This window comes from Spirosoma harenae, assembly GCF_054776975.1.
The window spans coordinates 115,697-134,072 of the sequence record NZ_BAAHBD010000010.1 but is presented as its reverse complement, the minus strand read 5'-3'; the positions used below and the strand labels follow the sequence as shown (position 1 = coordinate 134,072).

At 44.6% G+C, this 18,376-nt stretch carries 16 protein-coding genes; 6 read left to right on the top strand and 10 right to left on the bottom strand.

Going from position 1 to position 18,376, the window contains the following annotated elements; genetic code table 11:
* Positions 1-34 precede the first annotated feature (34 nt).
* Together ACYVE4_RS14500 and ACYVE4_RS14495 are read left to right on the top strand one after the other, a co-directional pair.
* On the top strand, positions 35-682 hold the full coding sequence (locus tag ACYVE4_RS14500; RefSeq protein WP_461040870.1) for a sterol desaturase family protein: 648 nt from the start codon (positions 35-37) through the stop codon (positions 680-682).
* A 220-nt stretch (positions 683-902) separates the two neighbouring features.
* Positions 903-2,405, top strand: a complete 1,503-nt coding sequence (locus ACYVE4_RS14495; RefSeq protein WP_461040869.1) for a Gfo/Idh/MocA family protein — start codon at positions 903-905, stop codon at positions 2,403-2,405.
* An 82-nt stretch (positions 2,406-2,487) separates the two neighbouring features.
* Here the strand turns inward: ACYVE4_RS14495 and ACYVE4_RS14490 are convergent, their stop codons facing one another.
* The gene (locus ACYVE4_RS14490) at positions 2,488-2,895 is read right to left on the bottom strand and encodes a hypothetical protein (protein ID WP_461040868.1); all 408 of its coding nucleotides are present in this window, start codon (positions 2,893-2,895) and stop codon (positions 2,488-2,490) included.
* An 82-nt stretch (positions 2,896-2,977) separates the two neighbouring features.
* Complete coding sequence (locus tag ACYVE4_RS14485) at positions 2,978-4,123, bottom strand: FG-GAP repeat domain-containing protein (protein WP_461040867.1); 1,146 nt, start codon at positions 4,121-4,123, stop codon at positions 2,978-2,980.
* 407 nt (positions 4,124-4,530) lie between these two features.
* Here ACYVE4_RS14485 and ACYVE4_RS14480 point away from each other — a divergent pair, with 407 nt between their 5' ends.
* Both ACYVE4_RS14480 and ACYVE4_RS14475 read left to right on the top strand, forming a co-directional pair.
* Positions 4,531-7,761, top strand: a complete 3,231-nt coding sequence (locus ACYVE4_RS14480) for a SusC/RagA family TonB-linked outer membrane protein (RefSeq protein WP_461040866.1) — start codon at positions 4,531-4,533, stop codon at positions 7,759-7,761.
* Between the two features lie 34 nt (positions 7,762-7,795).
* Positions 7,796-9,358, top strand: a complete 1,563-nt coding sequence (locus ACYVE4_RS14475; RefSeq protein ID WP_461040865.1) for a RagB/SusD family nutrient uptake outer membrane protein — start codon at positions 7,796-7,798, stop codon at positions 9,356-9,358.
* 77 nt (positions 9,359-9,435) lie between these two features.
* On the opposite strand, the gene ACYVE4_RS14470 is transcribed toward ACYVE4_RS14475, so the two are convergent.
* Complete coding sequence (locus tag ACYVE4_RS14470; protein ID WP_461040864.1) at positions 9,436-10,284, bottom strand: helix-turn-helix domain-containing protein; 849 nt, start codon at positions 10,282-10,284, stop codon at positions 9,436-9,438.
* Positions 10,285-10,441: 157 nt separating this feature from the next.
* Here ACYVE4_RS14470 and msrA point away from each other — a divergent pair, with 157 nt between their 5' ends.
* Positions 10,442-11,098: a peptide-methionine (S)-S-oxide reductase MsrA gene (msrA, locus tag ACYVE4_RS14465; RefSeq protein WP_461040863.1), complete on the top strand. Its 657-nt coding sequence runs from the start codon at positions 10,442-10,444 to the stop codon at positions 11,096-11,098.
* 86 nt (positions 11,099-11,184) lie between these two features.
* The gene (locus ACYVE4_RS14460; protein WP_461040862.1) at positions 11,185-12,393 is read left to right on the top strand and encodes an MFS transporter; all 1,209 of its coding nucleotides are present in this window, start codon (positions 11,185-11,187) and stop codon (positions 12,391-12,393) included.
* A gap of 167 nt (positions 12,394-12,560) precedes the next feature.
* Here the strand turns inward: ACYVE4_RS14460 and ACYVE4_RS14455 are convergent, their stop codons facing one another.
* The 7 genes from ACYVE4_RS14455 to ACYVE4_RS14425 all read right to left on the bottom strand — a co-directional run bounded on the left by ACYVE4_RS14455 (position 12,561) and on the right by ACYVE4_RS14425 (position 18,342).
* Complete coding sequence (locus ACYVE4_RS14455) at positions 12,561-13,352, bottom strand: ThuA domain-containing protein (protein WP_461040861.1); 792 nt, start codon at positions 13,350-13,352, stop codon at positions 12,561-12,563.
* Positions 13,353-13,370: 18 nt separating this feature from the next.
* Complete coding sequence (locus ACYVE4_RS14450) at positions 13,371-14,897, bottom strand: gliding motility-associated C-terminal domain-containing protein (protein ID WP_461040860.1); 1,527 nt, start codon at positions 14,895-14,897, stop codon at positions 13,371-13,373.
* A 128-nt stretch (positions 14,898-15,025) separates the two neighbouring features.
* On the bottom strand, positions 15,026-15,580 hold the full coding sequence (locus ACYVE4_RS14445) for a YdeI/OmpD-associated family protein (RefSeq protein WP_461040859.1): 555 nt from the start codon (positions 15,578-15,580) through the stop codon (positions 15,026-15,028).
* Positions 15,577-16,131: a pyridoxamine 5'-phosphate oxidase family protein gene (locus ACYVE4_RS14440; protein ID WP_461040858.1), complete on the bottom strand. Its 555-nt coding sequence runs from the start codon at positions 16,129-16,131 to the stop codon at positions 15,577-15,579. The genes ACYVE4_RS14445 and ACYVE4_RS14440 overlap by 4 nt, the downstream gene beginning before the upstream one ends.
* A 55-nt stretch (positions 16,132-16,186) precedes the next feature.
* On the bottom strand, positions 16,187-17,188 hold the full coding sequence (locus tag ACYVE4_RS14435; RefSeq protein ID WP_461040857.1) for a phosphotransferase: 1,002 nt from the start codon (positions 17,186-17,188) through the stop codon (positions 16,187-16,189).
* Between the two features lie 64 nt (positions 17,189-17,252).
* Positions 17,253-17,456 (bottom strand): hypothetical protein, encoded by a 204-nt coding sequence (locus ACYVE4_RS14430; RefSeq protein WP_461040856.1) that lies wholly within the window; start codon positions 17,454-17,456, stop codon positions 17,253-17,255.
* 22 nt (positions 17,457-17,478) lie between these two features.
* On the bottom strand, positions 17,479-18,342 hold the full coding sequence (locus ACYVE4_RS14425) for a YDG/SRA domain-containing protein (protein ID WP_461040855.1): 864 nt from the start codon (positions 18,340-18,342) through the stop codon (positions 17,479-17,481).
* Positions 18,343-18,376: the final 34 nt, after the last annotated feature.

Genomic DNA, 18,376 nt, shown 5'->3' with positions numbered 1-18,376 from the left:
TCTTACTTTTGTGTCGTTAATTGAGTACACCTTTATGGAATCAACTACTGAAAAGTTACAGACGATGGCTGGGCACGGCAAAACGCGGCCCAAGAATAGCGGTACGAAAAAGTTGTTCGATAATCCTATTCTGGAAGCCCTGTCGAGAACGCACATCATGGTCCCCATTTCGATGTGGTTGGCTTTGTCGGCGTTTTTGGGTTGGTATGCCTTTACGTATACTGACATGAGTAATTCAACGATTACTCTTTTATTTGTTGCCGGTTTATTTTCGTTTACGCTATTTGAATACGTTTTACATCGGTATCTGTATCATCTGGCACCAACAACGCCAAAACGTGCCAAGATTCAATATACGTTTCACGGCGTTCACCACGAGTATCCAAAAGATAAAACTCGGCTAGCCATGCCGCCTGCACTGGCTATTTTTATTGCGGCCTTTTTCTTTGGAATGTTTTTTCTACTGATGGGTGAAGCGGCTTACGCATTCTTCCCTGGTTTTCTGGTAGGGTATTCTGGCTATCTGGCTACGCATTTTATCGTGCATGCCTATGCGCCACCGAAGAATTTCTTTAAGCAATTATGGATCAATCATAGTGTTCACCACTATAAAAATCCGGAAAGCAATTACGGCGTATCATCTCCTTTCTGGGATCATATTTTCGGATCGTTTCAGAAGTAAACTAGTTTTTTAGAGGCATACAAACGGGCCGTTCATCATTTAGTTGAACGGCCCGTTTGTGTTAACAGGAATAATAAATAATTGAGAAAAATGCAGATGTCAGTAGGCTTTATGCTTCTAATACGAGTATATAGCATAAGAATTCTGAATTGGTTAGGGGTAAAAAAAACTGAGCCCCTACTTTTATATCACACGGAATACGTTTGACATCTGTTTTTTTATGAACTTATCTGATAACTCAACGCCCAGCCAGGACAGCTCGGGCACAACATCGAGACGGAAGTTTATCCAGGCTGGCGCATTAGCTGCAACCAGTTTTATGATCGTGCCACGGCATGTACTGGGTGGAAAAGGCTTCATTGCTCCGAGCGATAAACTCAATATTGCCGGGGTAGGCTTTGGTGGTAAAGGGTTTAGCGACACCAATAACTCGTACAACAATGGCGCTAACAACATCGTGGCTCTCTGCGATGTGGATTGGGGACTTCCACGCGTGAAGGAAAACTTCACCAAGCATCCGAATGCGAAACGCTACAAGGACTTCCGTGAGATGCTGGATAAGGAAGGGAAAACCATTGATGCCGTAACGGTATCAACGGCCGATCATACGCACGCAGTTGTTGCTATGGCTGCTATGATGCGGGGCAAACACGTATATGTGCAGAAACCGATGACGCATAATATTTACGAAGCTCGGATGCTAACCGAAGCCGCTCGTAAATATAAAGTGGTTACGCAAATGGGTAACCAGGGATCGTCGAACCCACAGCAAAAGCAAATGGTAGAATGGTTCGATAAAGGATTATTAGGTACAGTACATACCGTTAATCTTTGGACGAACCGACCTGTTTGGCCACAAGGTATTCCAGTACCACAAGCCGTTGATCAAATTCCAGTTGATCTGGATTGGGATCTTTGGCTAGGACCCGCTCAAAAAGTTGGCTATACACCTGCTTATCACCCATTTAAATGGCGTGGTTGGTGGAATTTTGGTGCTGGTGCTCTTGGTGATATCGGTTGCCACATTATGGACACACCATTCCGGGTACTTGGGCTTGGTTATCCAACAGAAGTAGAAACCAGCATCGGTCAGGTATTCCTGAAAGACTGGACGCCTGAGTACATTCCTGAAGGTTGCCCGCCATCATCGCATGTAGAATTGAAATTCCCGGCAACGGCCAAAAATAAGTCGGTGGTTAAAATGGTATGGGAAGATGGCGGCCTTCGCCCATTCCGTCCAGATATGCTACCGGAAGGTGAGCCGATGCCGGAAAACGGCGAAAATGGCGTTCTGATCCATGGCGACAAAGGACTTCTGATCTGTGGCATGTATGGCGAAGACCCAAAACTCTACACAAAAGATGGCCAGAAAATAGTAGGCGATCCAAAACCGAAGCCTGCTGATGGATCCAAACCACTTCCAGAAAATGGTCACCAGGTGTTGTGGACGGAAGCTTGCAAAGCCGGATACAACAGCAAAGAACACAAAGCACTTACGTCTTCGTTCGATTTCGCTGGCCCGCTGACAGAATCTGTATTGATGGGTAACCTGGCCATCCGTAGCTACACGGTTCGCCAGCCCAAAGCCGACGGAAAAGGCTTTAATTATCCCGGTCGTAAGAAACTGATGTGGGATGGTAAAAACATGAAAATCACCAACTTCGATGAAGCCAATCAGTTTGTGAAGCGCGAATACCGTGAAGGCTGGTCGCTGAATGCGTAGAAGGTTTATTCCATATATAAAGGCCACAGAGATATTAATGTCTTCTGTGGCCTTTATTATTTATGATCGTGTATGCTTGTCGTTAATTTCCTGTTTTCAGGAATAAAGATTGTACCATAGTTCGTAAGCGAGTATGCGCAATGTATGCCCAAATTATGAGCATGTACATGGAGAAATCCTGATACGATATCGGCAAAACCATGTTATTAATATAATAGCGAGTTGCTGTAAAATCGAGCGTTGGCGTAAAACCAATCAGATTTTCGTAACCCAATACTAAGGTTAGACCGAGTGCGTAGAACAGGTAAAGCGGTTTACGGATAATCCAAAAAACACACGCTACAGTTGTCGCAATGAAACCAGTGTAGTGTTGCCAGGTTAGGGATAAATCAGTTGTGGCGGCTACGTATACGGAGTACAGTTGGACGGTTATCAATACGAATAAAATAAGCCCATAGCCATAGAATTCTTTGAGTTGAGAGCGCTGCATATAGTAATAAAGTTACGGAAGAGAGTAAAGTACAATTGTTAAAAATACGGCAAAAACTACTCCGCAACTAGATTATTCTGGATTATTTTTTCGCAGCCCCTTCATTAAAAAAGACAAATAAGCCGTCTTTTCCCGCCACAATGATGTCTTTTCGGCCTTTTTTGTGCAAATCGGCTACGGCAAAATAAATACCCGTTCCTTTGCCTTCTCCTGCCGGGCCATAGGCAATATTGTGCTTGACGAATTTCTTTTCAGCCGTATTCCAGGTGAAATAATACAGACCAACAGGATCGTAGCAACCGGGATCGCCATCATTATGCGCTCTAAATCGTTTACCTGTAATCAACTCTGGGCGGCCATCTCCTGTAATATCTATCCACTCCAGGCAGTGGTATTGTGAGTTTTTATCATCGATCAGATGCTTAGTCCAGGTGCGTTGCCCATTACTAGAACGAACCTGCTCATACCAATGTAGACCATAGCTATGACCTTGCCCAACGATGAGATCATTTACCTTGTCGCCATTGACATCCGCCACAATAATAGGTACGCTGGCTGTTCCAAGGGCAAATTCTTTATGAAGTGTCCAGGGGCCTTCTTCCCGATTGGCTGGGGCTTCGAGCCAGCCATCACTAACAATCATATCCCCCCGACCGTCGCCATTTATATCCCCAAATCCCAGTCCATGACCTTGCGTTGGAGCAACGTTTATCGTTTTAAATTCCCCCGATCCAGCCAATTTTAGATATTTCAATGGATGGTTCGGATTATTAGGAACAATATCTACTGTGCCATCGCCATCAATATCCCAGGCTCGCGTTGTTTCTACATTGCCCACTTTGCCGATTTCATGCAGAGGCCAGGTATTCTTTTTATTATCTGTACCCGGATTTTCAACCCAGCGGATCGTTTGATCGAACCAACCACCAGTCACAAAATCCAGATAACCGTCTTTATTCACATCAATGGGAATGGTAGAGAAATCATCGTAGTACTGGTCTTTCCGGGGCTCATTTCCTATGAGGTGACGACGTCGAAATTGAGGCCCTTCGTACCAAAAATCACCAGAGACAATATCGAGCGTGTCATTCTTGTCTACATCAAAAACAGCCACTGACTCGTAGCTTTCGGCAGCCACAAAATAGCGACGAAAATGGAGTTCAGGCTCAGGAGCCGTCAAACTGACAAAGGCAAATAGGCTAAACAGGGCAATTATCAATCGAAGCATACAATGTATTTTCTACAAGTTAATTTTCGGGTCGAACTGTGTATAACAAATTGAGTAATTCATCTACAATAGTATTTTTACTCATATTTTAATTTCTATTAAATACTTGTTAAAGAGATAATTATAAAAAGCAGGTTGTATTTTTTCGAAGAAAATTCATATCGAATAGGGTTAGTATTTTGTTGCCTTTAAGTTTTTATAAGTAACATTTAGTTGATGCAATGATGCAATTCATGAACCTGATTTGCTCCTTTATCTGCTCATATTTTTAACCTCGATTAATGGTTTTTAAATTTTTTTTTAATCATCCATAGGTAGTTAAAGCAGTGTAGTTAATTTTGTCTAAAATATTCGTACTTATTTACAATTGTCGTGAACCTAAACAACCGCGCAATCGGCTAAAACCTATGTACAAATGCCTACCTCCCCCAAATTTACTTGTCAGGGTATCCAAACTTTCTCTTACCCTATCGCTACTCACAACATTTACTCTTTCTAATACTTATACTGCAAAGGCGAATGACGGAAATGTACCTAGTAATTCAAGCGTAGTTAACGTAGCAGACCGACCCATATCGGGACGGGTGACGGATGAAAAGAATGAAGCCTTACCAGGCGTAAGCGTTGTTGTTAAAGGTTCTCAGCGAGGAACCGTAACCGATGCCGACGGACGTTATCGGCTTGATGTGCCTGAAACAAATGCCACTATCGTATTTTCGTTTGTAGGTTATCTTGCTCAGGAAGTAGCTGTTGGAAGCCAGTCGTCTATCAACCTTAGCCTGAAAGCTGACAACAAAACGCTGGACGAAATCGTAGTTATCGGGTATGGTACACAGCGGAAATCGGATTTAACAGGTGCTGTTAGCACGATTAAAACCGAGCAGCTGATGGAACGCCCTGCTCCTTCACTTAACCAGGCACTATCGGGCCGTATGCCGGGTGTGCAGGTAAATACCAACTCAGGTCGCCCAGGTGGCCGGACAACGGTGCGGATTCGTGGATTTAGCTCCATTAACTCGTCAAACAACCCACTTTATGTGGTCGACGGTGTAATGCTGCCACAAGGTAACCAGAACCAGTTCAGCTCTGCTATCGACTATATCAACCCGAATGATATCGTCTCGATTGAGGTATTGAAAGATGCTTCGTCGACAGCTATTTATGGAGCGCGGGGTGCTAACGGTGTTATTCTGGTAACCACCAAGAAAGGTAAGGCTGGCGAAGGAACCGTTACCTATAATGCTGATTTCAGTGTAAACACAATCGGGCCGAATAAGCCACAAGTGTTGAATGCGAGAGAATATCTGGCAACTGAAGATCTGGCTTATGCTAACATTGCTAAGTTTGACCCAGCTGGTTGGGCATCTGGTAAGTATACTTATCTGGATCCAGTAGCTCGCCGGAAGGCCTACAGTGCCAAATATCCGGGGGTTTTTGATGCGAATTTGAACCCACTTTATGATACGGATTGGTTCAAAGAAAACGCGCAGAACAAGCTTTCTCAGAACCATCAGTTAGGTTTCAGCGGTGGTAGCGAGCGCACACAATACTCGCTGTCTTTAGGGTATCGTGATGACCAGGGGCTTATCAAAACATCGTATATGAAGCGGTACTCTACCCGTTTCACGATCGACGATCAAGTGAAGAAATGGTTGAAAATTGGTGGTACGGTTAGTTACAACAATCAGTCTGAAAACCTTGTGGATATCAATGACGCCGTTGCCCGGCAGATCGTTGAAGACTTTCCATTCTTACCTGTGAAGTATGCTGATGGTACGTATGCTAACAACCGCGACTATCCAAACGCAGAAGGAACGTTTAGTTCAGCCATTCGCTTAAACGACCGTCGTTTCATCCTGAATACCCAAACAACGCTGGGTAGCTTGTATACCAACATCAATCTGGCGAAAGGACTGGAAATGCGTACGGTATTAGGCGTAAACATTCAGACGCAGGAAAACAACGAATCGCAGACACGCGTACTGAACCCAGGTAGCTTAGGAAACGCAGCCACCCGGTACCGTAAGGAAAGTTTCTGGTCGTTGGAAAACTACCTGACGTATAACAAGCAGATTGGTACGGATCACAACTTTACAGGGCTGTTGGGTATTTCGTGGCAGGAGACTAATATCTTCAACATGAGTGCTACGGTTAACAACTTCGCAACTGACTACTTTGGTTACAACAACTTAGGAGCCGGTTCGGTTAACCCACAAGTAGGATCTGGTGCGTCGCGTTTTGCCTTTAACTCATACTTTGGCCGTATTAACTATAGCTTACGCGACAAATATTTGTTGACAGTAACAGGTCGTGCCGATGGTTCGTCGAAATTCGGAGCTAACCACAAGTTTGCCTTCTTCCCATCAGCAGCGTTGGCATGGCGTGCTTCGGAAGAACCTTTCCTGAAAGGTAATCCTGTTGTTAACAACTTAAAAGTACGTACCAGCTACGGTCTGACAGGTAACTCTGAAATTCCTCCTTACACGTCGCTTGCCCTGTTGAGCTCTAACTACTCGACAATCTTTAACGATACACGGATTGGTGGAACAGGTATCGACCGTCTGGCGAACCCTGATTTGCGTTGGGAAAAAACCGCTCAGACAGACGTAGGCGTGGAGATTGGCTTATTCAAAGGACGGGTTAACCTAGAAGCGGATTACTACTATCGTTTAACGACCGACATGCTGCTTGACGCTCCCGTTCCACGTACGAGTGGTTATGGAACGATTCGTCGGAACGTAGGTTCAATGCAGAACTATGGTTTTGAATTTGGCTTGAATACGGTGAACATCGACCGGGGCGGATTTTCCTGGAATACAACGTTCAACCTTTCACTGAACCGCAACAAAGTACTCACGCTGGCAACCCCATCTGATATTTTCAACGTAGGTGGTCCTAACTTCACAAACCCAACCAACGTAATCCGTGTTGGTGAGCCAGTTGGTGCATTCTGGGGATTAACCCGCCTGGGTGTATGGAGTGAAGCAGAACGCGAAGAAGCTGCCAAATTCACCAGCTACCGTAACAACCTGACCATGTTGCCAGGGGATATCAAATACCTGGACGTGAATGGCGATAAGACGATCACAGATGCTGACCGTAGCATTATCGGTAATGGTAGCCCAAAAGGCTGGGGCGCTCTGACGAACCAGTTCCGTTTCAAAGGTTTCGATGCTACGCTGGAACTGCAATTTATGTATGGCAACGACGTTATGCTGATGAACCTTCACCCAAGTGAAGACCGTCAGGCCATTGCTAACAGCTACAAGTCAGTATTGAATGCGTGGACACCACAAAATCAGAACACGATGATTGCCCAAATCCGGGAAACTCGTGCTGGTTATGTAACAAACGTGGATAGCCACTGGATTAAGGATGGTTCTTTCCTGCGTGGACGTAACTTATTGCTCGGTTATACGCTGCCATCAGCTCTGGTAAGCCGGATGAAAATGAGCCGTCTGCGGGTATACGCTACGGTGCAGAATTTCTTCCTGTTAGTTGATGATCCAATCGTTGGCGATCCAGAAGTAACACCTACCAACCAGGGCGATGGTAACAGCGCTTTCTCACAAGGTATGATCTGGCACAACTATCCGAAGCCAACCACTTACTTACTAGGCTTACAAGTTGGTTTCTAAGTAACGTATTTTCCTAAAATTGAATGACATTTTTATGCGATATACTGTAGTAAAAACAATAACAAAAGCGCTCTTGTGCGGCACCGTTTTTATCGGGCCGGTAGGTTGCACTAGCTTTCTAGAAGAGAAAGCTCCGTCGAACCTGACGAATGAGAGTTTCTATACCATCCCTGACCATGCTGAGGCTGGATTAGCTTCTGTATATGCTAGTCTGCGGTTTATGGGTGATGGTGCTGGTATCTTCTCGTCTAACTGGCAGCTACTCGAAGCCATGACGGGAACATCTACTACCGAAACCGCTCAGAACTCTGACCTGAACAACCTGTATAGCATGTCGCATGACGGCAATACAGCACACGTGGTAAACTATTGGAACGGCTTATACCGGGTAATTGCGCAGGCAAACCAGGTACTCGAAAAAGTACCGCCGATTACGCCGATGGATGCTGCTCAAAAGACGAGAATCCTGGGGGAAACCCGCTTCCTACGGGCAACAGCTTATTTCGCAGCTGTTCAGCTTTGGGGTGATATTCCGCTGATCACGAAGCCACAAACGGCTACATCTGAAGATTTCCAGCCAACTCGCGCTAAAACAGAGGATGTATATAAGCTGATCGTTGATGACCTGATCGCTGCTGAAGCCGCTGGATTACCCTGGATGGACGTGAGTGGCCGTGTTAATTTGGCTGCTGTGAAAACCCAATTGGCAAAAGTGTATTTGACCATGGCTGGTTTTCCGTTAAGCAAAGGCGCATCGCACTACAAACTGGCTGCCGACAAAGCGTTTGAAGTTATTACATACGCCAACGCCAATCCGTCGACAATTAATTTGTTCACAACCTACGAAGATGTGCACAAAGAAAGCCAGAAGAACCGGGTAGAACACCTCTACATGCTTCAATACAATTCTGTTGTGGCTAGTAATCCGATGGACAATTTCTACGGAAACTTTAAGCCAATCAACTACAACGGGCCTACGGGTACGGGAAGCTCTGTTCCAACGCCTTCATTCTATAAATCGTTTGAAGCCGGTGACCTACGGGCAAAAGATCAGGATGGTTGGTTTTACACGACCTATTTCACCAATGGTAACGGAGTTCGCTTCGAACTGGGTGCACCTTATGTATTTAAGCATTTCAACCGTACAGCAAATGGTACGTTTGGTGTCGCTGGTACGCGTCTGAACAACCTGAACGTACCGCAGATTCGTTATGCCGAAACTCTATTGTTGTACGCAGAAGCGCAAAACGAAGTAGGTGGACCAACGCAGGCGGCTTACGACGCGTTTAAACGCATTCGTGATCGGGCTACATTGACTACTCCTGCTTTAGGAACGTATAACCAGGCATCTTTCCGGGAAGCTGTTTGGCGCGAGCGCTGGTATGAGTTCTGTTATGAACAGATTACATGGTACGACATGGTTCGTTTGCGTAAAGTGTTCAACGAAACCACCAAAGGCTTCGATAACTTTGTAGGTCACGTTAACCTGAGCACAAACAAAGCCTTGGAGCAAAAGCACTTGCTATTGCCATTGCCAAGACAAGAGATGCTGAATAACCCTAAACTGACTCCTCAGAATCCAGGTTATCCAAACTAATAAGTAAATAAGGAAAACGCCCCGGTAATTCACTGGGGCGTTTTTTTATGGCATTTTTTGAAATCTGTATTTCGGCCTTATCCAACTAGAGCCTTTCTATACGCACTTGGTGTTTGCCCAGTTACAGCCCGAAATGTCTTATTGAAATGAGAGAGATTATTGAATCCAACCGTAAAGCCAACATCCGCTACTGTACGTGCGGAGTGCAATAATTGACGAGCCTGATTGACACGGTATTCGTTAACAAAGTCAGTAAATGTCAGATGGGTCATTCGTTTGAAGTAGCGGCAAAATGCTGGAACAGTCAGACTGGCCAAATCAGCTACTCGTTGCATATCAATGATTTCTGTATAATGCTGCTCGACGTAGTGGCAAACTCGATTAATACGTTCCTGTTCTTTGGGATTGAGATCAAAGCGAACACCGTTAGCGTGTAAAAGTTCGACGTCAGTGGCATTTGCTAGTCGTTGTAATACCTGCAGTAAGGTCAGAAACCGCTCAAAAGGAGATTGTTCAGGTAATTGCTCCAATAATGGACCTACTTGTTGTTTTGTGGTGACTCCAAAGGTCAAACCTGTATTTGATCGCTCGAACAAGCGTTTAACAAATGCCAATTCAGGACGTTGAAGAAAATCTGACCCCATAAAATCATCACGCATCTGAACGACGATTTCTTCATATTGTCCTTCAATTCCATAGCTAAAATTGAGGTGCGGCAAATTAGGACCAATAAATACCAATTCACCTGCTTCGTAGTACGATACATTCGTGCCAATACGACGCTTACCATTGCCAGATGGAATATAAACTATCTCGTATTCAGGATGATAATGCCAATAAACGCGGCAAGTTTCGGGTTCCGTATTATGAATAACCTTAAACGAACTGCCAGCTTCAGGTTCTATTTTTTCAAATTGGAGTTTCATGATAGAGTGGAGGGCATGGGGCTGGGGCAGAGAGTTTAGAGAAAGAGTGGAAATAAGAAATTTTAACACGCTGCTCTTATCCCTTTGCCCTCTGCCAATGAAACCGCGAATCGATTTTAATCGTTTATATATCAACAAAATCCTATCTGGAAACTGTATGAAATCAATTCATGTATATGTGCTCAGCATGCTTCTGTTTGCAGGCTGCGCGTTAGGTCAATCGAAAGAACCTGCCAAACTGCCTGCCCTTAAACCCGGTGAAGCGGTCGCTACCTTTGCTGGTGGATGCTTCTGGGCGATGGAAGAAGGCATGAATCAACTTAAAGGAGTTCGCGAAGTTATTTCGGGCTATGCGGGTGGTACCGCTAAAAACCCAACGTATGAACAAGTCTGCACAGATCAAACTGGTCACGCTGAATCGGTACAAGTTTATTACGATCCTAAAGTGATCAGCTATTCGCAATTGCTCGACGCTTTTTTTGCTGGGCATGATCCGACTACATTGAACCGCCAGGGACCGGACGTTGGTCGTGATTACCGCTCAATGGCTTTTTATCGGACGCCTGAAGAAAAAGCCGAAATCGAGGCTGCTATCAAGCGTACGAACGAGTCGAAGCATTATACTAACCGGGTAGTAACAGAAGTTGCCCCATTCTCTGTTTTTTACCCAGCCGAAGTCTATCACCAAAACTATTTCGCTCTTCACCCTGACCAACCTTATATCCGCAGTGTTTCGTTGCCAAAGGTTGAAAAACTGCGTAAAGCAATGGCTGGTCACCTCAAAAATAATACGTCGTTGACAATGATTGACTAAAAAACGTTGTCAAATAGTTAATCTAACATTAGTAAAGGGCAATGTATTGTTGCAAATAGCCGGTGAAGTCCGGCTATTTTTGTGATATGAATACAACTGTATCATTTAATCGACTTCCTCGTAATTTATTCGTTCAGAACTTACTCACGTTTTTTCTGAACTGGCAGGCACTGGCTGTTGGGTTAGTATTTGCATCAGATAGTATCCTGTTTGGGAGTTGGGTGGCACACATTCCGCACGTAAAAGAAAAACTGCATTTATCGGATGCTGAATTAGGTCTCGTGCTTTTTGCCATGCCAGTTGGTCTGTTGGTTATGAATCCACTGACGGGCTGGATCGTTGCCCGACTTGGTGAAGCAAAAGCCTGTTTCTGGTCGGCAATAGGCATCACAGTGGCAGTGTGCATTCCAATTAATGCGCCGAATACCGCTGTGATGGCATCAGGGTTATTTCTTTTAGGACTTAGTAGCGCCCTTATTAATGTGGCTATGAATACCTGTGCTACCAATGTAGAACGGTCGCAGGGGATTTCGATCATGTCGTCGTGCCATGGGATGTGGAGCTTAGGTGGCTTGCTGGGTTCAGGTATTGCCGGAGCCGTAATTGCATTACACGTATCACCGTCTGTGCACATGGCAATTATGGCCGGAATTATACTCATTGCAACCTTTCTGCTTCAACCTGCCCTACGCATCATTCCATCCAGTAGTCGAACTGAATCGGGCGAAAAAGCCGGATCGTCGTTTGTGGTTCCAAATCTGGATTTATTATTGATGATTTTGATTGGTCTGGCTGTAGCGATGGGAGAAGGAGTAGCGCTCGACTGGAGTGCTGTTTATTTGCGCGAAACGTTGGGAGCGAGTAGTCAAATAGCCGCGTTGGGTTTCGGTGCTTTTTCATTGACAATGACCGGCTTCCGTTTTCTTGGGGACGGTATTATTCCTAAAATTGGGCCTAAACGCTGGCTTCAGGTTGGCGGTTTGGTTGCTGCGTTTGGCTTGTTTATCGCTATCGCATTGCCCTATCCTGCCACTGCTTTAATTGGCTTTGCCTTGTTAGGAGTAGGTTGTTCGTTGGGAGCCCCAATTCTGTATAGTGCGTCGATGCGTGTACCCGGTATTCCACCTGCCGCTGGACTGGCTACATTTGCCACCTTTAGCTTTATTGGATTTTTGGCTGGACCGCCTTTAATCGGATTCGTATCTAAATGGTTTGGACTTTATTATGGTCTGGGCTTTGTTGCGATTATCTTACTCATCTCGGCAGCTTTGTCCCGCATTGTGAAGCTATTCTGAGCAGTAATCATAGCAGCAGTTGCCATATCCCTAAACAACGGAGAAAGTCAGGTGTACCATTCTAGAGATGTTTTTGGCGAGACTAGTTGACCGAAAGAGGATCCAGTCGTTACGCATGAATCGGGTATTCGCTTGGAAAAGGGAAGGAATTTGTTGGGGATGATCGTTCAGGGTTTTTCATGCTTAGCACCCCAAAAAATAGCGTTTCGGAAAATCGTTACGAAGGCATCATTCTTAAATAAATCGGGGTGATGACCCATAAAAATATATACGTTCCGCGCCTTCATTTTCTCGTTCGACCAAATTACAGGATGATCACCGCCCATTTTAATGTTTGAATCAGGCGAGTAGCTGGATTCATCGACGGTTGCCAACACGCTTACGTTCGGGCGAGGACTTTTGTTATACGTGTACCATTCTTCTTTTTCTACGTCAAACGTGGCCGGTAAACCTTTCAGGCAAGGGTGGCTTTTCGCTTCTACATGTACAGTTGCCTTTGCAAACGTAGCAATGTAATTCTTATACCGAATGCCGCCCATAAATTCCGAAAACCAGGGCCACATGGCATACCCATCGAACTCGCCTAGTAAAGACGCATGATGGAAGCCGATCCAACCACCGCCTTTCCCTTCGGTAATGTAGTTGCGAAAAGCTTCTTTCGCTGTGTCCGTCCACATATATGGCGGGTAATTGAGCTGGATGAATAAGTCATAATTGGCTAGGAAATCAGTGTTAATCGGTTCCGTATTTTCGATATAATCAATGGTGAACTTATTTTCTGTAGCCAACTGGGCGAGCCATTTTTTAGCTTCGGCAACAAACGGAGCATGCACTCCTCCACCTTTTTCGGCAATAGCCACTACGCGAAACCGGGGTTTGTCAACCTGGCCGAAAATCAGAAAATTGGGAGTAATTAGTAGGAGGCAGAAGAGACCGATCTTTATCAACTGAATAGACATAGAATTTTATAGGATAAGTCAGCGAATTAAACTGAGCGGACCATGATCCTGATAGGACTTTACTTTTCGCGCACGTTTTAAATCATACTGTATTTTCCAGGCATAAACACCTGTTTCACAGACTTCACCATGATAAAATCCATCCCATTGGAAAGGGTATTTATCGGTTTTGAAAACCACTTCTCCCCATCGATTGTAAATGGCGAGTGATGTAATGGTAATGTCCCCGCAACCATAGGCCAGAAATACGTCGTTCAGTCCATCACCATTGGGCGAAAAACTATTGGGCGCATACAGAACACAATCGCAGGCTCCGTAATCAATTTCAATGGAGTCTATGACTGTGGCACAGTCGTTTTTAACAAGTCCCCAAAAGACGCCTGATGTGTTTACTGTTCGCGCTTCATCAACAAAGCCATCCTGCCAGCTAAATTTTCCATCAGTAAATGCAGGTCGTATGGTGAATGTCTGGGCACCACATAGCTCTTTATTCAGACCTAAATCGAGGGTAGGGGGGCGGATAAATCGAACCCGAATGGTATCGCTGGCAACGCAATCTGCCTGTTGGACCCGAATGCTATATGTACCCGCTTGTCTGACTAGATACGTCGTTTGCGCCGATCCATCTTGCCAATAATAGGTTGAAGCCGTACTGGCCGGAACTTGAAGAGTAAGCGTTTGCTCATTGCAAAGTGTAGTATCCGCTCCCAAATCAAAATCTAGAGCATAATCAATCTTGATTGAATCTCTGAGGGTTTTGCAGGCTGTTACGGCGGTGACGGCGTATGTGCCAGGCTTCGTAACAAGAAAAGTAGACTTAGTACTACCGTCCTGCCAGCGGTAATCAATAGCTCCAGGAGTAGTTGCATCGAGCTGATACGTCGCTTTCCGACTGCATAGTGTGCTGTCATTACCTAAATCCATCTTGACACGAACAAGCGAAACATCGTCGACGAAAATATAAAAATAGCCAAGAAAAGGAGGTGTTTTCATAAAACTGCCGATTGTTAGATAGCGCTCACCTCCTTGGGCACTGATAACACCCGACACGCGGTGCCACTCTAAGTTGCCTACACCATTTCGGGGAATATTATCAAGAATCTGCGGAGTTACCCGAAACATGCTGGTATTCGTACTGGTAACTGGCTGAGTCGAAAAATGAGCGCCAATCGTTTCCGTAATGTACTTGCTTGGGGTATTTGTGGCAACGTACATTTCGAAATAGTAGCACTCGTTAGCGATTAGTGGCTGAGTTAATTCGATGCCCAGATACTCCTCCCAGTCGACATCAAAAAATAAGTGTGCTGCACCATTGCCTGAATGTGGTTGAAGAATTAACTGGCCAAAATCGTAGCAGTGGTTATAAAAATCAGGAGTGGCTTTGTTGGGATTGTACCAGGGAATCGCTTCCTCTAGCTGATTATCGTGGATAGGACAGTTTCGGAAATTTTCGAAACTACCATTGGGAACAAGGTTTTGACCCACAACAATACCTGGCAGGTAGATGACGAACCAGACAAACAGCCAGAAATAGCCTTTCTGCATAGCGTTGCTACACGATCTGTGGGTTTAGGAATTATTTGCATAAAATAAGCGTGCAAACAATATCCAAGATACGAATTTTTTGAGCAATACGATTGATAATCAGGAAAGGTTGCTTCGCTGAATGCCGCTTATAGCCGCTTTTCGTCGGCGCTACTGGCGATTAATTTTTCGAGTCGGCTTAGCTGAGTGGCTGGTTGTTTTGCCGACATAACCCAGTTAATAAACTGCTTTCGGTACCACGGAGCTTGTTTCTGAAAGAATGTCCAGGCTTTTTCGTTAGCTATAAATGCTTTCTCAAATTCCGGCGAAAAGGCTATTGCTGCTTGTTCGTAAGCGTAAACTTTTGATTTGGCGGCCTGACGCTTTTCGAAGGCTGCTATACCCGCCGGATGCATTCGATTCTGCCGGGTAAGTTCCTCAATTTTTTGAATGTTGACTGCACTCCAGATACTCGCCGATTTTCGGGGTGTAAATCGGATGCAATAACTATCCTCATCAATGGATTTACGAACACCATCAATCCATCCGAAGCAAAGTGCTTCATCGACCGAGTGTGACCAGGTCATACTGGGTTTACCCGACCCAACCTTATAATAACCGACTAGTAATGCACTGGTTTTGTCATGATTTTCAGCTAGCCATTTTCGAAAATCATCTTGTGACGGAAAGAAGATGGGGTTCATTGGGCTAGTCCGATTGTTGTTGGTAATCCGTCCAGGCTCACCAAATTCTTTTCCTGTATGTAATCCATTAGCCCATCTTTTCCCTGTTTCTCAGCCCAGTCGAAATGAATATCGCGTTCGCCTGTATACTCAAATAAGGGTACGCCAAAGCCGCAGGAGGTTTGCACTAAGTCGATATCGGCAATAATTAGTTGACGAGTGCTTGGGTAGATTGTGAAATGAGGAGCATATTCTTCCCACTCGGGCGTATCGGGTAACACAGTCATCCCTTTGCCATAAAGTCTAAGAATATTCGGAGCACCCTGAAAAGAGCAAAACATAAAGGTAATACGACCATTTTCGAGCGTATGCGCCGACGTTTCGTTGCCGCTGCTAATCAAGTCCATATAGGCCACTTTCGATTCGGATAGAACCCGAAAACAGTCAAGACCTTTCGGTGATAAATTAACATGACCATCAGGACTTAATGGGGCTGTCGCGACGAAAAAGATGTGCTGCTCGTCAATAAACTTCTTGTGAGCGGGTTTGATGTACTCATGAAATTTACCCATGTCTGTTGTGATTGTATACTGAGAGTGTTCCTTTTTAAAAACGTCTGGCTACTATCTAAGCCTGTATTCCTTGACCTAATTGGTTGAAATCAAACCAGCGTTTGATACGCAAATTAATAAATCGCTTCAGGTACATCTCATTCAGAAATGTATTTGACCAGTTCTCAAAGCGTTCGCATTGCACGCCGATGTAAAAGAAATAAATGCTCTCGGCCAACATTGGGAGTAATCTTTTCTCTTCATCGCTGATGGCTGAAATCGACTCGTAACCCCGTAGAAAACTATCTTTCTTTTTGTGGAATTCAGCGATGTCGGTTTCTGTACTATGAATTTGGAGAATGTAATAGGCTATATCCAGACAAAGCAGTCCATTGCCGCAGAAATCAAAATCGAAGAGCGTTACAGTGCCGTCTTGAGCAATATTCAGATTGTCGAACCAGATGTCTAAATGAACAATTCCCCGACGAGTTTCTGCGTAATTAATCTTTGCGAACTCATCCAATAAATACTGTTGAGCAGACAGCATAAACTGCATTTCCGGCGTATCGATCGGTAGAAACGGCTTAAATTTTTCAATAGAATCAACTAGCAAAATTTGGGGTGTGTAGGTTACCCGGTCTAAGGATATAGGCTGCGTAAACTGGTGAAATTGAGCCATAATCTGCCCTATTTTGTGGTGCAGATCTTCCGAAAATGTCAGCAATTTTTCGCCTTCCGCAAAGGAAAATAATACGCCAAATCGCTTTCCTTCCGGCGCATTCAACTCCTGGATATACTGACCGGTGGTATCGGCCAAAGGATAGGAAACAGGAAGATCGTTTTCCTGCAAGAATGTCAACAGACGTATTTCTTCGGAAATATCTGTTTCAGTTCGCCAATTGAGGCTATAGATACGAAAAATTGCTTTGGCCGAGCCGCTCGTAATCAGATAAGAGTGGTTGACACCTGCTTTCAGCAGTTGACACGTTGTGCCTTGAGGGAGCTGATATTTCTCCTGTACGAACTGGGCAAGATGAATCGGTGATAGAATGGAGGAAGAGACAGGAAAGGCTTGCATAGCGCAAAGTTAACCGTCAACCAGCAAGTTCCAGCATTCCATTTAAGCGGGCTACTCGCAGACGTTAGGAGTTGGGCTTATAGCGGGCTGCGTCCAGAATCGACCACAAATGAATGACCCAGCCGAGTAAGAAGAACCAAAGGACAGCGGCCAATACAAATTGAACAATGGCAATCATCAGGCGACCCTGCAACAATTGCCCTAACCCCGGAATGAAAAAACTGCAAAGGGCCGCTAATACGTTACCACCCGATCCCTGACCTGCCATTGTGTTTGTTGTTTTATTAGTACTATTGATTTAGTAGCATGAAATGCTCGCGATGATATTGTAAATATTTCTGATCGATGTTGTGTTTAGATTTTCTATATAATTTACCCTCAACCCCTATTAAAACTAGATCATCTGCTATTCCAAACCCGCCAAAGTCAAGCATAATATGATGATTGGGGCATAAACATAAAAGATTGTCAAGGATGTCAGGGCCATTGTGAGGAAGTCCCAAAGGCTGAATGTGGGCCGCTTCTGCATATAATCCTGTATTTGTTACAACTCCCAATTGACATACTTGGCATTTAAAGTCATATAATTCTTTTACGTAGAGTGACAGCGAAGAATTTCTGATAATTCGTTGAATAGTTGTCTCAGCTCGATTTGGCTTTCCATAAACAGGCTGTTCTTCCCCTACTACATTAGGACCAGTTATCTGATCTATTTTAATTAATTGAAAGCGCCATACAAAAAAACCAGACAACCCTTTCTCGCGCCAGTATGACTCAATACGGTACAGCCCATCATAGCGGTAACCTTGTTCTGGAGAGAAAGGAGATTTATGATTATAGCCACGTACTACTCGCACAGGCAATCCCCTTTGACAATTTAAAACCAATGCTAAATTTTGGTGGGTGAGTTGTTGATCCGCAACTTGAGCTCCTGTCGATTGACTTCGGCCACCATGACCAGTGTAAATAATTATATCTCCATAATCTTCATCATCCTCATAACCACCTGAGAGGACAATAGAATCTGCTCCTTCAGTCTGAGAACCACTTATACCTGCCTGAAGTGGTTTATGCACGCCATAGTATGACAAATAGTAGCGATTTTCGAATTCGCTGCCTTCGAGAATTCCTTCTATTTCGCCAAAAATGCGCACGGTCTTTATGGAATTAAAAAAGGCCTGCGAGATA

Bases quoted from the DNA above. Each gene is read 5' to 3' on its own strand.
- ACYVE4_RS14500 (WP_461040870.1), top strand. From the start codon at position 35: ATGGAATCAACTACTGAAAAGTTACAGACGATGGCTGGGCACGGCAAA.
- ACYVE4_RS14495 (WP_461040869.1), top strand. From the start codon at position 903: ATGAACTTATCTGATAACTCAACGCCCAGCCAGGACAGCTCGGGCACA.
- ACYVE4_RS14490 (WP_461040868.1), bottom strand. From the start codon at position 2,895: ATGCAGCGCTCTCAACTCAAAGAATTCTATGGCTATGGGCTTATTTTA.
- ACYVE4_RS14485 (WP_461040867.1), bottom strand. From the start codon at position 4,123: ATGCTTCGATTGATAATTGCCCTGTTTAGCCTATTTGCCTTTGTCAGT.
- ACYVE4_RS14480 (WP_461040866.1), top strand. From the start codon at position 4,531: ATGTACAAATGCCTACCTCCCCCAAATTTACTTGTCAGGGTATCCAAA.
- ACYVE4_RS14475 (WP_461040865.1), top strand. From the start codon at position 7,796: ATGCGATATACTGTAGTAAAAACAATAACAAAAGCGCTCTTGTGCGGC.
- ACYVE4_RS14470 (WP_461040864.1), bottom strand. From the start codon at position 10,284: ATGAAACTCCAATTTGAAAAAATAGAACCTGAAGCTGGCAGTTCGTTT.
- msrA (WP_461040863.1), top strand. From the start codon at position 10,442: ATGAAATCAATTCATGTATATGTGCTCAGCATGCTTCTGTTTGCAGGC.
- ACYVE4_RS14460 (WP_461040862.1), top strand. From the start codon at position 11,185: ATGAATACAACTGTATCATTTAATCGACTTCCTCGTAATTTATTCGTT.
- ACYVE4_RS14455 (WP_461040861.1), bottom strand. From the start codon at position 13,352: ATGTCTATTCAGTTGATAAAGATCGGTCTCTTCTGCCTCCTACTAATT.
- ACYVE4_RS14450 (WP_461040860.1), bottom strand. From the start codon at position 14,897: ATGCAGAAAGGCTATTTCTGGCTGTTTGTCTGGTTCGTCATCTACCTG.
- ACYVE4_RS14445 (WP_461040859.1), bottom strand. From the start codon at position 15,580: ATGAACCCCATCTTCTTTCCGTCACAAGATGATTTTCGAAAATGGCTA.
- ACYVE4_RS14440 (WP_461040858.1), bottom strand. From the start codon at position 16,131: ATGGGTAAATTTCATGAGTACATCAAACCCGCTCACAAGAAGTTTATT.
- ACYVE4_RS14435 (WP_461040857.1), bottom strand. From the start codon at position 17,188: ATGCAAGCCTTTCCTGTCTCTTCCTCCATTCTATCACCGATTCATCTT.
- ACYVE4_RS14430 (WP_461040856.1), bottom strand. From the start codon at position 17,456: ATGGCAGGTCAGGGATCGGGTGGTAACGTATTAGCGGCCCTTTGCAGT.